This is a genomic window from Qipengyuania psychrotolerans, assembly GCF_019711355.1.
GTDB lineage: Bacteria > Pseudomonadota > Alphaproteobacteria > Sphingomonadales > Sphingomonadaceae > Qipengyuania > Qipengyuania psychrotolerans.
The window spans coordinates 895,021-907,610 of the sequence record NZ_CP081297.1; the positions used below are offsets into that span (position 1 = coordinate 895,021).

Below are 12,590 nucleotides of genomic sequence, written 5' to 3' on the forward strand. Positions count from 1 at the left end.
TTAGCTCAGCCCCGCTGTCAGAGGCGGCGGGGCTGGCGTACCATCGGTATCAACGGCGGCGCGTCATCGGTCGGCTTGATTTCGCCAGTCTGCTCGAACCCGCAGCTGGCGTAGAAGCCGGCATTGGCCGGGTTCGAATTCTCAAGATAGGCAGGCATATTGGCGCGGTCGCACGCATTTAGCACTGGCTGGATCAGCTTGCGCCCCATTCCCTTGCCCTGACTTGCTTGCCGCACTCCGATGCTGAAGAGGTAAGCGTGCGGGAAGTTGGGGTGTGCCTGTTCCATCGCTTCGCCCGTCGCGATTGCGCGCGAGACTGCACCGGGTCCGCAGGTCAGCAATGTTGGCACGGCAAATATCGCGTAATCGGCGAAGGTGAACTGCGTATCGGTGCCGGGCATCGCCCACATGCAGGCCCCTTCGTCCCCCAGACGGTACGCGAAGCCGCGCGGGAGATATATCCGGCGGGCTTGGTGACGGAACAGGGCCTTGATCCCGGCAAACTTGCGAAACAGCCACAGATTGAAGGGATCGTTGCGGAAGGCATCCGCAGTAATATCGCCGAAGGTCCGCCACTCTTCCTGCCGCGAAGGAGTGAGTTCGCTCCCAAGCTCGACATCTTCCGCTCGCATTTTCAGTTCCCCCTGCTGGTTAGACTAGTAGCGCCGCGATGCACGGTCTAGGTTGTGGCATGGCTGCGCTCCTGATCGCTTTCTTCATCACGGCGCTGCTTTATGCGAGTGTCGGTTTTGGCGGCGGTTCAACTTACAATGCCTTGCTGGCCCTGTCCGGAGTGGATTACCGCATCCTCCCGCTGATCGCGTTGGCGTGCAACATCGTCGTTGTCGCGGGAAGTACCGTTCGATTTGGCCGTGCCGGGGTCACACCTTGGCGCGGAGCGTTCACGCTGACAGCCATTGCTGCGCCGGCTGCATTTCTCGGCGGCCTGACACCTGTCGGAGAAAGCACCTTCCTGCTGCTGCTCGGTGGGGCTTTGGTGCTGACAGCGCTCACCATGCTCCTGCCCGTGCGCGGCGAGGGGGGTGAACCTTCGCGCCTCGCGAAATTCGCGCCGTTCGTGGCTGCTCCGCTGGGATTCCTCGCCGGGATAGTCGGCATTGGCGGAGGCATCTTCCTGGCCCCGTTGCTCCATCTCGTGCGCTGGAATTCAGCGCGAGCGATTGCGGCGACGGCGAGCCTGTTCATTCTCGTCAATTCGCTGTTCGGCCTTGCGGGCCAGATCCTCAAGGGAGGAGAAGGGCGCTTCGCCGCGGCGATCGAGATCGGCCTGCCGTTGCTGGTTTGCGTAGCGATCGCCGGACAGATCGGCAGCCTGCTGGCACTTAAATACCTGCCGCAGCGCTGGATACGCTGGGGCACGGCGGCACTCACCGCGTGGGTGGGCGCGCGCCTACTTACCGGAATGTAAAAGAAAAGTGGCTCCCCGAGTTGGATTCGAACCAACGACCAAGTGATTAACAGTCACCTACTCTACCGCTGAGCTATCGGGGAGCAGCCGGTACGGCAGGGGTGCGCCTATATGGGCGGCATTTCGCTTTGGCAAGCAGGGTTTTGCAAAAAATCGGGCAGGTGAGCGCGATCGGCTAAATTCAGACCTGGAATTGCTCCGCGACAATGCGCTCATCCAGGGTGTGGCCCGGGTCGAACAGGAGGGTGAGCGCCTTGTCGCGGGCGATTTCCAGCCTAACCTCTGCCACGTCTCTCAGTTCGCGTTGATCGGCAACGACTGCGACCGGACGTTTTTCGGATTCGAGGACACGGAAGGTCACACAGCTGCGGTCCGGTAGGATGGCTCCCTTCCACCGGCGCGGGCGGAAGGCGGAAATCGGGGTGAGCGCGAACAGCTGCGAATCCAGCGGAAGGATCGGCCCGTCCGCAGACAAATTGTAGGCCGTCGATCCGGCAGGGGTCGACAGCAGGACACCATCGCAGACCAGTTCCTTGATCCGGACCTTGTTGTCGACCGATACTTCGATCTTGGCTGTCTGCCGGGTTTCACGCAGCAACGACACTTCATTGATCGCGCAGAATCTTTGCGTGTGGCCGTCCTGCGTTACCGCTTCCATCGTCAGCGGGCTGATGTGGAGTTCCTTGGCGCGGGCAATGCGCGCAAGCAGCTTTTCGGGCTGGCGATTGCGGTTCATCAGGAAGCCTACGGTGCCCAAATTCACGCCGTAGGCCGGAATGATCCGGTCCGCATCGAGCATGGAATGCAGGCTTTGCAGCATAAAGCCATCGCCGCCCAAGACGACCGCAGCGTCTGCTTCTTCCAGCGGCACCCAGTCGGCCAGGGGGCGAAAGACCTCCTCCGCGGCTTGGTGAGCCCGTTCGGAATCCGAGACCAGCAGTGCCAGTCGGCTAAATTCGCCCATTGCCTGTCCCGTCCTGCGTCCGCCCAATTGGCGTGACCTTGCTGCGAACCAGTATTGCTCGACGTCCCATTTGGCAACAAATGCAGAAAAAGTGGCATATTTTCCAGAGAGTGGGGATAAGCAATCCTCATGGGTCACGCTATCGGTACGGACATGGACGAAACCAAAGACATTCTGACCGGCTTGGCCGACCCGGCGCAATTGCGCCGAACGGTTGCGCAGTGGCAGAATGACTGGCCGGGACGCGAGGGTACTTGCCCCATTCACGCAATGCTTGTGACGATTGGCCGGATCGACACCGTAAACGTGGCATTCGGCGAAAGTGCTGGCGACGTGGCCTTGGTCGAAATTGCCCAGCGCATCGGTCATTTTGCCGCCGACGAACTTGAGAGCGGTGTGTGGCTAGCCGCACGCCTCAACGGCGGTAACTTCATGTTGCTGGCGCGCGAGGAATGCAGCCGGGAGCGCTGGCAATGGCTGGCTGAGGCCTTGGCGGATGCGATTGCGTGCCCGATTGCCAATCCTGAAGGCGGCGCGAACCTGCGCCTGTGGCCGCGCCTTGCCTTGATGCGGGCGAGCGAGAACGACGATGCCGACACGATGCTTGACCGGCTGTCCGACGTCGCGGCACGCACCCGGCAGGCGGCAGGATCCCGTATCGCCTGGTCGAGCGGCATCATCGCCGCCGGGAAACGGTCCAATCACGAGCTGGAGGCCGATCTGCTCGCCGCGATTGACCGCGACGAAATCGAAATACTCTACCAGCCGCAATATTCTCTCGAGGATGACCGGCTGATCGGGGCGGAGGCGCTGGCGCGCTGGCATCATCCGGTGGTTGGCCGCATGGGTGCCGCTTCGTTGTTCCAGATCGCCGAACGGGCGGATCATGTCGCGCATTTGTCCCGCCATATCGCACAGCGGGCACTGGAAGGCGCGATGCACTGGCCCGGCGATCTGCGGCTCTCTCTCAACATTACGCCAGCCGACCTCGCCGTCGAAAACTTCGCGCTGGAGTTTGCCCGATTGTCCGAGCGTATCGGCTTCCCGATGGACCGGGTTACGTTGGAAATCGTGGAGCAGGTCCTGCTAGGCGATCTCGACCGGGTCAGCAGCGTCCTCGACCAGCTCAAGATGCTCGATTGCCGCGTCGCACTCGATGATTTCGGCGCGGGCTTCTGCAATTTTCGCTATCTGAAGGTGCTGCCGCTCGACTGCATCAAGCTGGACCGTTCGATGGTCGAAGGCGTCATTGATGACGAACGCGACCAGGCGGTTTTTCGCGCTATTATGGGTATGGCCCGTGCGCTTGGGCTAAGCGTCTTGGTGGAAGGCGTGGAATCGGCCGAGCAACGCGATTTCTGCGCCGCGGAAGGGTGCGAGTACTACCAAGGCTTCCTGCGGTCAAAGCCGATGCAGGCGGCGGATTTCCTTAGTCTCGTCCAAGCCTAGGCAGCGTCGCGCTTTTTCGCCTTGCGGGCGATCGACGACAAGCCCTTCGTTAGCTGGAACAGGCCGTTGAGACGGCTCTCGGGAGAATTCCAGGCACGGCTGATGACCAGCTTCATGTCGGGACGCAGCTTGGCGGTGCCTTTGAGCCTGTCGACATAAGCGATCAGGCCGGGTCCGTCGGCGAAATCATCCTGATGGAAGGTAACAAGCGTTCCTGCCGCGCCGACATCGATCTTGGCGATATTCGCCTCGATCGCCTGCAGCTTGATCTGGATCAGGCGGATGAGATTTTCCGTCGCCGAAGGTAGGGGGCCGAAGCGGTCGATCATTTCGGCTGCCAAAGCCTCGATCTCGCCCTGGTTTTCGGCATCGTTGAGGCGGCGATACAGCGCCATGCGCACAGCGAGGTCGGGGACGTATTCTTCCGGAACCATGATCGGAGCATCTACCGTAATCTGCGGGCTGACCGTTTCGCGCCTGGGTTCAAGACCAAGTTCGCCGGCCTTGGCTGCCAGAATGGCGTCCTCCAGCATCGATTGGTAAAGCTCGAACCCAACTTCGCGGATATGGCCAGATTGCTCGTCGCCCAAGAGGTTACCTGCACCGCGAATATCGAGATCGTGGCTGGCGAGCTGGAAGCCTGCTCCAAGACTATCGAGGTCGCCGAGCACCTTAAGGCGCTTTTCCGCGACCTCGGACAGCTGGGTGTCTTTTTCGTAGGTGAGGTAGGCATAGGCGCGCAGCTTGGCGCGGCCGACCCGTCCGCGCAGCTGGTACAGCTGGGCAAGGCCGAAGATGTCGGCACGGTGGATGATAATCGTATTCGCGCTTGGAAGGTCGAGCCCGCTCTCGACGATGGTCGTGGCCAGCAAGACCTCGTATTTGCCTTCGTAGAACGCGCTCATGCGTTCTTCGATTTCGCCGGCGGACATCTGGCCGTGGGCTGCAATGAACTTCACCTCGGGCACGTGTTCGTGGAGCCAGTCAGACACCGCTTCCATATCGGAAATGCGCGGCACGACGATGAAGCTTTGCCCGCCGCGGTGGTGTTCGCGCAGCAGTGCTTCGCGCATCACCATATCGTCCCACTCCATGACATAAGTCCGCACGGCGAGCCGGTCGACAGGCGGGGTCTGGATGGTCGATAGTTCGCGCAGGCCAGTCATCGCCATCTGCAATGTGCGCGGGATGGGCGTGGCGGTCAGCGTCAGCATATGCACATCGGCGCGCAGCTGTTTCAGCTTTTCCTTATGCGTGACGCCGAAGCGCTGTTCCTCGTCGACAATGACCAGGCCAAGGTCCTTGAACTTGGTGTTCTTCGAAAGGATTGCATGGGTACCGACGACGATGTCGATATCGCCTTTCTCAAGGCCTTCGCGCGTTTCCTTCATCTCCTTGCTCGAGACGAGGCGCGACAGACGCCCGATCTTCAGGGGGAACCCGTGAAAGCGTTCGCTGAAGTTCTGGAAATGCTGGCGAGCGAGCAAGGTAGTCGGCGCGACAACCGCGACTTGCTGGCCGTTCATGGCCGCGACAAACGCCGCTCGCAGAGCCACTTCGGTCTTGCCGAAGCCGACGTCGCCGCAGACGAGGCGGTCCATCGGTTTGCCGCTTTCCAGATCGGACAGGACATCGGCAATGGCGCGTTCCTGATCGTCGGTTTCTTCCCAAGGGAAGCGGTCGAGGAACTGGTTGTACGGGCCTTCCTCAACCTCCAGCACGGGCGCTTTCTTGAGCGCGCGCTGCGCGGCCACCAGCGTCAGTTCGCCCGCGATTTCGCGGATGCGTTCCTTCAGGCGAGCGCGGCGCTTCTGCCATGCTTCGCCGCCGAGCCGGTCCAGCTGGACCAAGTCTTCCGATGAGCCATAGCGGCTGAGAACGTCGATATTTTCGACAGGGATAAACAGCTTGTCGCCGCCGCGATATTCAAGCTGCACGCAGTCATGCTTCGACTTGCCTACCGCGATGGGTTCCAGGCCGAGGTATTTGCCAATGCCGTGTTCGGTATGGACGATCAGATCGCCAACGCTGAGCGCCTGCAACTCGGCAAGGAAAGCGTCGGCATCCTTGCGCTTTTTCTTGCGGCGGACGAGCCGGTCGCCAAGGATATCCTGCTCGGTGAGCAGCTCCATCTCGTCATTGGCGAAACTGGCTTCGAGCGGCAGCACCATGGCCGCCGGTTTGCCCTTGGCAGACAGGCCGAGCGCTTCCTGCCAGGTATCGGCCAGCGCGACTGGTTGGCCAGCTTCCTCGAGAATCGATGCGATACGGGCGCGGCTGCCGGCGGAATAGGCTGCCAGCAGTGGACGTTTGCCCGATTTACCCAGCGCCTTGAGGTGATCGGCAAGCACCGGGTAGACATTGTCGCCGCGCGCACGCTCGGGGGCGAAATCGCGGCCGGAACGAAAACCGAAGGCGATGACGGTATCGCTCTCCGGCTCGTCAAACGGTGTCGCGCGGTGCGCAGGGGCTTTTGCGAGCGCGGATTTGAATTCGGTTTCCGTCAGGAACAGCGTGTCGGGCTTGAGCGGGCGGTAATTGCCCTTGGCCTGACCGGTGGTTGCCGTGCGCTGTTCGTAATAATCGGACACATCACCGATACGCTCTTCCGCCGCAGCGAGCGATGCCTGGTCGATGACCACGAGATCATCATCGCCAAGATGATCGAAAATCGTGGTCAGACGCTCCTCGAACAGGGGAAGCCAATGTTCCATCCCTGCCAGTCTGCGCCCTTCGCTGACTGCTTCGTACAGCGGGTCCTGCGTCGCGTTCGCGCCGAACATTTCGCGGTATCGGCTGCGGAAACGCTTGATGCTATCTTCGTCCAGCAGCGCTTCGCTGGCGGGCAGGAGCAGGTGTGATTGCAGCCGCCCGGTGCTCATCTGGGTGTTGGGATCGAAACTGCGCAGGCTCTCCAGCTCGTCGCCAAAGAAGTCGAGCCGCAGCGCCTCGTCCATACCGCTCGGGAATACGTCCACGATCGAGCCGCGGATGGCATATTCACCCTTGTCGATCACGGTATCGGTTCGGCTGTAGCCCTGCCGCTGGAGCAGTGCCGCAAGGCTTTCGCGCCCAATCTCGGTTCCGGGTTTGAATTCGCGCACGCTTTCGCGAATTCGGAATGGTGTGAGGACGCGCTGAAGGACGGCGTTGGCCGTGGTAACGACCAACTGCGCCTTGGCTTTGCCGGTCTGGAGGCGGTGCAGCGCAGCGAGGCGTTTTGCACTGATAGACAGGGCCGGACTTGCGCGGTCATAGGGAAGCGAATCCCATGCCGGAAATTCGATGACCTCCAGCTCGGGCGCGAAAAAATGCGCGGCGTCGGTGATTGCGCGCATGGCCGCATCGTCCGGCGCGATGAAAACCGCGCGTCCGGTGCTGGCGCGCGCGAGGTCCGCCATGACCATCGGCTGGGCGCCGCGGGCGACTTGTGCCAGCGTCAGCGGCTGGCTTGCTTTGAGGATACGGGAGAGATCGGGCATTGAAGGGACAGCGCGATAGCGCGCCGCGTGTTCCCGTCAACGCACTATTGCGGCCTCAGCGAGGAATATCGACGTAGTCGAGTTCCTGCATCTTCTCCATCAGCGCCCCCTGGAAGCGCGGCGGAGTGGGCTGTGTCTTGAGCGCCCAGGCCATGACATCGACATCGTCTTCTTCGAGCAGTGCCTCGAACCAGGCCAGTTCTTCAGCGCCCCAGCCTTCGTGGTAGCGATCGTAGAAACCGCCGATCATGTAGTCGGCCTCGCGGGTGCCGCGGTGCCAGGCACGGAAGCGGGCGCGCTGCTTGCGGCCATCGAAAGTGAGTAATTCAGGCATGAATGGGCGGGTAGGGCACTCGCCAAATGCGCGCAAGCAGCTATAGCGCATCTCACTATGCGGCCCGACGTGCTCAACCCCCTGTTTGCCGAAACCGACACGCTGGAAGGCGTGGGGCCGAAGCTGAAGAAACCTCTGGGCAAGCTAGGGCTGACCCGCATCAGGGATGTTGCCTATCACCTGCCCGAGCGCTTCGTTTCGCGCCGTGCGGTCGAGACAATCGACGAGGCGGGCGAGGGTGAAAACATCGTCGTACGCCTGACCGTGACCGAACATCGCGGTGGCCGTTCACCGCGCGCTCCGTACCAGGTTTTGGCGCAGGACAGCATCGGCAACGTACTCACCATCACCTATTTCGGGCGCGCGTCCTACACAGCGAAGAAACAGCTTCCGGTGGGCGAAACGCGGTGGGTCGCGGGGAAACTGGAGCGGTATGGCGACATGCTCCAGATCGTCCATCCCGATCACATTGTGGAAGAAGGCGGCGACACGCTCCAGAGATTGTGCGAGCCGGTCTACCGATTGTCGGAAGGGCTGACGCAGCCCAGGATTGCAGGGTTGGTGACGCAGGCGCTCGCGCGGTGCCCAGAGCTACCCGAGTGGATCGAGCCGACACAGGTCGCGAAAGAAGATTGGCCAGCCTGGCGCGATGCGATGCAGCTTGCTCACAAGGGAGAGCACAAGGCCGCACGCGACCGCTTGGCCTATGACGAACTGCTCGCCAACAGCCTCGCGCTGATGCTGGTTCGGGCGGACAATCGCAAACGCAAGGGCCAGCCGCTGGTCGGCAATGGCAGCTACCGCGGCAAGCTGGAGCTGCCGTTCCCGCTGACGGGCGCGCAAAAGCGTTCGATTGCCGAGATCGAAGGCGACATGGCGCAAGAAGCTCCGATGCTGCGCCTGCTTCAAGGCGATGTTGGCGCGGGCAAGACAGTGGTTGCTCTGGAAGCGATGCTGATTGCGGTGGAAGCCGGCGCACAGGCGGCGCTGCTCGCCCCGACCGAAATTTTGGCCCGACAGCATTATGAAAGCCTGCGCCGGATGGCAGAACCGACCGGTGCGCAGGTCGCGCTGCTGACCGGGCGCGACAAGGGCAAGGTGCGCGAAGCCACGCTGATGGGAATGCTCGACGGCAGCATCGATATAATCGTGGGCACTCACGCAATTTTCCAGGAGAAGGTTGCCTACCGAAACCTCGCGATGGTGGTGATCGACGAACAGCACCGATTTGGTGTAGGGCAGCGGCTTATGCTGGCTAGTAAGGGCAAACGCGCCCCGCACGTGCTCGCCATGACCGCAACCCCGATCCCGCGCACCCTGACTCTGGCACAATACGGCGAGCTCGACGTGAGCAAGCTGGATGAATTGCCGCCCGGCAGGCAATCGATCGATACGGTCGTTATGGGCCAAGACAAGCTGCCTGCACTGGTAGAGCGGCTGGCAGCGCAAATTTCGGAGGGACGGCAGGCTTACTGGGTTTGTCCCATGGTCCGCGAAATGGATGGGCCCGAGGATATTGCCGCCGCCGAAGCTCGCTATGCTTCCTTAAAAGAACGGTTCGGCGATGATGTTGTCATGGTCCACGGCCAGCTTACGCCGGAGCTTAAGGACGCAGCGATGCAAAGGTTCGCCAGCGGACAGGCAAAGCTGCTGGTTGCGACCACCGTCATCGAAGTCGGTGTGGACGTTCCTAACGCCACGCTGATGGTCATCGAACAGGCAGAACGCTTTGGTCTGGCGCAGCTCCACCAGCTGCGCGGGCGTGTTGGCCGGGGAAGCCAGAAATCCTTTTGTGTCCTCCTCCACGGGGAGACGCTTTCCGAAACGGCGCAAAAGCGGCTGTCCCTGATGCGCGAGACACAGGATGGCTTCCTGCTCGCCGAAGAAGACCTTCGACTGCGGGGTGGAGGCGAGCTGCTCGGCACGCGCCAGTCGGGCGATACACCGTTCACCATTGCCAGCTTCGAGCAAATCACGGAACTTTTGCCCATGGCGCATGATGATGCGCGCCTTTTGATGGAGCGTGACGGCGGCCTTGAAGGCAAGCGCGGAGAGGCTGCGCGAACGCTGCTCTATCTGTTCGAACGGGATTTCGGCGTGAAGACTTTGCGCGGGGGCTAGAAACCCAGCGCATCCAGTTCGCGTTCCACTGCGGGCCGATAGCTGTCACCGAACAGGCGCACGTGAAGCAGCCACATCCATAGCCGGTAGGCAGGTTGACGTTCACGCCAACCGTGACCCAATTCCAGCGCATCGAAGAAGCGGTCCGGGGGATCGTCGAATACGGTCAGCGATGCAGCATCGACTTCATCATGACCATAATACGCGCAAGGGTCGATCAGACCGCTGATCTTGCCGCCGTCGGCCAGTATGTTTCCACCCCATAAATCTCCGTGCACGAACACCGCCTGCGGATGGGATGGGAGGATGCCTGGCATTGCATCCGCTAACTGCGTGACCCGCGACCCGAGGATGGTCTCGAGGTGCGGCACGTGGCAACGCAGCCGTCGCTCGGCCCAGAATTCTGCCCAGTTTAAACAATGCGTATTCTCGACGGTCACGTGGCGCAGTGCGTAGTTCTGGTGCCAACCATACTTCTCGCCACTCAGGCCGCGCAGCCCGTGCAGTGCTTCGGCAAGACTATCCCACGCATCCGTCAGACTTCCCGAAGTGGGTAGATCTTCGATCACGAGAACCTGATCTTCTATTCCCAGGACCTTGGGTGAAGGCGTGGAAGCGCGTTCGAGTTCGCGCAGCATCCCGGCTTCTACGTCGACAACCGGACCAGTTTTCGCGACCACAGTGCGGCCATCCTCGAGTACCACACGGGCCGCACCCGAAATATTTCCGCCAGGAAACCGATAAAACCGGGAGACGCGAGACCCGCAGATTGTTTCGATCGCTGTCGCCAGATCGCTCACGCAGTCTCCGTCAAAATCCGTGACACGATCCCGCGTACATCAACCCGTGCGCCAAGTTTGGCGCCAAGCAGTGCTGTTCCGCTCACCTTGCGCTGGACAAACAGCGTTTCGGGAGGGGGCAGGTGCCAGCTTGCCTTGTCCTTCGCGATGGGCATGACCTCGTCACGTATTTCCGCCACGAAGGCGCGGTCGCCGAAGTCGAGCCGGTCATCGCGCGCAATCTCGGTCACCACGATATCGATGGCGCGGTTGATGCGGTCCGGGTGACGCTCTACCGCCTGAGGAGCGATAAACCCGGCGGCAATCGCTTCTTCGCGGACTCTGTCGCGGTCCTGGGCAAGACCCGCTTCCAGCAAGCTGCGATAATGGGCGGCGACTTTCGGAGCCACCGTTCTGGCTGCACCGAAATCCAGCAGCACGATCTGCCCGGTATCCGCGCGGTAGCGGTAATTGGCGAAGTTGGGATCCGTCTGCATGAAGCCGAAGTCGAACAGCTCGCGCCCCACGAGTTCGATCATGTTGGAAAAGATCCTGTCGCGCACTTCCTGCGGTTCTTCGGCAAGTGCTTCGATCGGGCGACCTTCCTCGAAACTCATCGCGAGGATATGCGGCCGTGTCAGGTCGGGATGGAGCTCGGGAATGACGAAGCGATCATCGTCCTTCAGCAGCTCGGCATAGCATTGCATCATGCGGCCTTCGCGCTCGTAATCCGCCTCCTCGCGCAGCTGTTCCTTGGCCGCAGCCAGCATGGGGCCAATGTCGAGTTCTTGGGGGAGCAAGCCGGTCATGCGAAGCAAGCCGGCGACATTATCGACATCGGATTCAATGCTCTGTGCCACGCCGGGATACTGGACCTTGATCGCCAGATGACGCTCGTCGCGGGTCAGCGCCTTGTGAACCTGACCGATCGATGCGGCGGCAATCGGTCGCGGCTCGAACCGGCGGAACTGCCGGCGCCAGTCCTTGTCCCACTGCTCCGCCAAGACCTTGTCGAGCTGGCGGGGAGGCATGAAATCGGCCTGTTCGCGCAGACGTGACAGAATGGCGGACAGTTCGGGCGGCAGGACATCGCCTGCGTCCATCGAAATCATCTGACCCAGCTTCATCGCCGCCCCCCGCATGTGGGCCAGGCGGTCGGCGACGCGTTTTGCGTTGCCGGGTGTCAGCAGCATCTGGTCCATGCTGGGCCGCTCGCCTGCTGCCAGCCTGCGCGCGCCTTCGCCCAGCGCACCTGCGACCATGCCGCTGGCAAGGCCGCCGAAGCCTGCAAGCCTGCCAATCCGGGAAGAAGGAACGGAGCGCGCGCGGCGCTTGTCGTCATCAGGCATTGTCTGAGATCAGTATCGCAACCAATGCTTTTGCGCCTGCATCGACCTCGTTCCAGGTCACGCCGAACCCGTCAGCGCCGCCATAATAAGGATCGCCGACTTCGCGCCCTTCCTGGCCGGGTACGATGTCGAGCAGCATGGCCGTTCTGGCCTTGCCGTCGCCCGGATCGCGCAAGGCAATGTCCTGCATGTTCGAACGGTCCATCCCGAGGATGAAGTCGAAGCGGTGGAAGTCATCTTGCGTAAGCTGACGGCCGCGATAGTGCGAAATATCTATGCCGGCGCTGCTGGCCTGTTCGACACTGCGCGGATCCGGCGGACGGCCGACATGATAGTCTGCAGTCCCGGCGCTATCGACTTCCACGTCGAGACCAGCAGCCTCTGCCTCGCGGCGAAAAGCGGCCTCGGCCAGCGGTGACCGGCAGATATTGCCGAGACAGACGAACAAAACGGAATGAGATGCCATGCGCCTTGAACGAGGCAGGCGCGCTGGGGTTTCAAACAAATGTTGAGAATGTGCGCTGCGATCACGCAGGCACACCGAAATTGGTCGGGGAGAGAGGATTCGAACCTCCGGCCCCTGCCTCCCGAAGACAGTGCTCTACCAGGCTGAGCTACTCCCCGACCGGATCGGCCCGCAGTGAATAAACGCTACGGGTGCGAAGCAAGGCGCGCCCTATAGG

Annotated in this window: 10 protein-coding genes and 2 tRNA genes; 3 read left to right on the forward strand and 9 right to left on the reverse strand. The window is 61.6% G+C overall.

Going from position 1 to position 12,590, the window contains the following annotated elements:
• Positions 1 to 17: 17 nt before the first annotated feature.
• Positions 18 to 632: a GNAT family N-acetyltransferase gene (locus tag K3166_RS04420; protein WP_221423474.1), complete on the reverse strand. Its 615-nt coding sequence runs from the start codon at positions 630 to 632 to the stop codon at positions 18 to 20.
• A 59-nt stretch (positions 633 to 691) separates the two neighbouring features.
• Between K3166_RS04420 and K3166_RS04425 the strand changes: the two genes are divergently transcribed.
• Positions 692 to 1,429 carry a sulfite exporter TauE/SafE family protein gene (locus K3166_RS04425; protein ID WP_221423475.1) on the forward strand — a complete coding sequence of 246 codons (738 nt, stop codon included), beginning with the start codon at positions 692 to 694 and terminating at the stop codon, positions 1,427 to 1,429.
• A gap of 8 nt (positions 1,430 to 1,437) precedes the next feature.
• On the opposite strand, the gene K3166_RS04430 is transcribed toward K3166_RS04425, so the two are convergent.
• Together K3166_RS04430 and K3166_RS04435 are read right to left on the reverse strand one after the other, a co-directional pair.
• Positions 1,438 to 1,512: transfer RNA gene (locus tag K3166_RS04430), tRNA-Asn, on the reverse strand.
• 98 nt (positions 1,513 to 1,610) lie between these two features.
• On the reverse strand, positions 1,611 to 2,393 hold the full coding sequence (locus K3166_RS04435; RefSeq protein ID WP_221423476.1) for an NAD kinase: 783 nt from the start codon (positions 2,391 to 2,393) through the stop codon (positions 1,611 to 1,613).
• Between the two features lie 153 nt (positions 2,394 to 2,546).
• Between K3166_RS04435 and K3166_RS04440 the strand changes: the two genes are divergently transcribed.
• Positions 2,547 to 3,842: a bifunctional diguanylate cyclase/phosphodiesterase gene (locus K3166_RS04440; protein ID WP_247714729.1), complete on the forward strand. Its 1,296-nt coding sequence runs from the start codon at positions 2,547 to 2,549 to the stop codon at positions 3,840 to 3,842.
• Here K3166_RS04440 and mfd read toward each other — a convergent pair.
• Both mfd and K3166_RS04450 read right to left on the reverse strand, forming a co-directional pair.
• Positions 3,839 to 7,324 carry a transcription-repair coupling factor gene (mfd, locus tag K3166_RS04445; protein ID WP_221423478.1) on the reverse strand — a complete coding sequence of 1,162 codons (3,486 nt, stop codon included), beginning with the start codon at positions 7,322 to 7,324 and terminating at the stop codon, positions 3,839 to 3,841. The two genes, K3166_RS04440 and mfd, sit on opposite strands and share 4 nt — an antisense overlap.
• A gap of 55 nt (positions 7,325 to 7,379) precedes the next feature.
• A complete protein-coding gene (locus K3166_RS04450; RefSeq protein WP_221423479.1) occupies positions 7,380 to 7,658 on the reverse strand; it encodes an FAD assembly factor SdhE in 279 nt (92 codons plus the stop codon).
• Positions 7,659 to 7,715: 57 nt separating this feature from the next.
• Here K3166_RS04450 and recG point away from each other — a divergent pair, with 57 nt between their 5' ends.
• Positions 7,716 to 9,779: an ATP-dependent DNA helicase RecG gene (recG, locus tag K3166_RS04455; protein ID WP_221423480.1), complete on the forward strand. Its 2,064-nt coding sequence runs from the start codon at positions 7,716 to 7,718 to the stop codon at positions 9,777 to 9,779.
• Here the strand turns inward: recG and K3166_RS04460 are convergent.
• The 4 genes from K3166_RS04460 to K3166_RS04475 form a co-directional block, all read right to left on the reverse strand.
• Positions 9,776 to 10,579, reverse strand: a complete 804-nt coding sequence (locus K3166_RS04460; RefSeq protein ID WP_221423481.1) for a fructosamine kinase family protein — start codon at positions 10,577 to 10,579, stop codon at positions 9,776 to 9,778. The two genes, recG and K3166_RS04460, sit on opposite strands and share 4 nt — an antisense overlap.
• Positions 10,576 to 11,907 (reverse strand): ABC1 kinase family protein, encoded by a 1,332-nt coding sequence (locus tag K3166_RS04465; protein WP_221423482.1) that lies wholly within the window; start codon positions 11,905 to 11,907, stop codon positions 10,576 to 10,578. Before K3166_RS04465 ends, K3166_RS04460 begins: the two co-directional genes overlap by 4 nt.
• Positions 11,900 to 12,373 (reverse strand): low molecular weight protein-tyrosine-phosphatase, encoded by a 474-nt coding sequence (locus K3166_RS04470; RefSeq protein ID WP_221423483.1) that lies wholly within the window; start codon positions 12,371 to 12,373, stop codon positions 11,900 to 11,902. The genes K3166_RS04465 and K3166_RS04470 overlap by 8 nt, the downstream gene beginning before the upstream one ends.
• Before the next feature lie 81 nt (positions 12,374 to 12,454).
• Positions 12,455 to 12,531, reverse strand: a tRNA-Pro gene (locus K3166_RS04475).
• Positions 12,532 to 12,590: the final 59 nt, after the last annotated feature.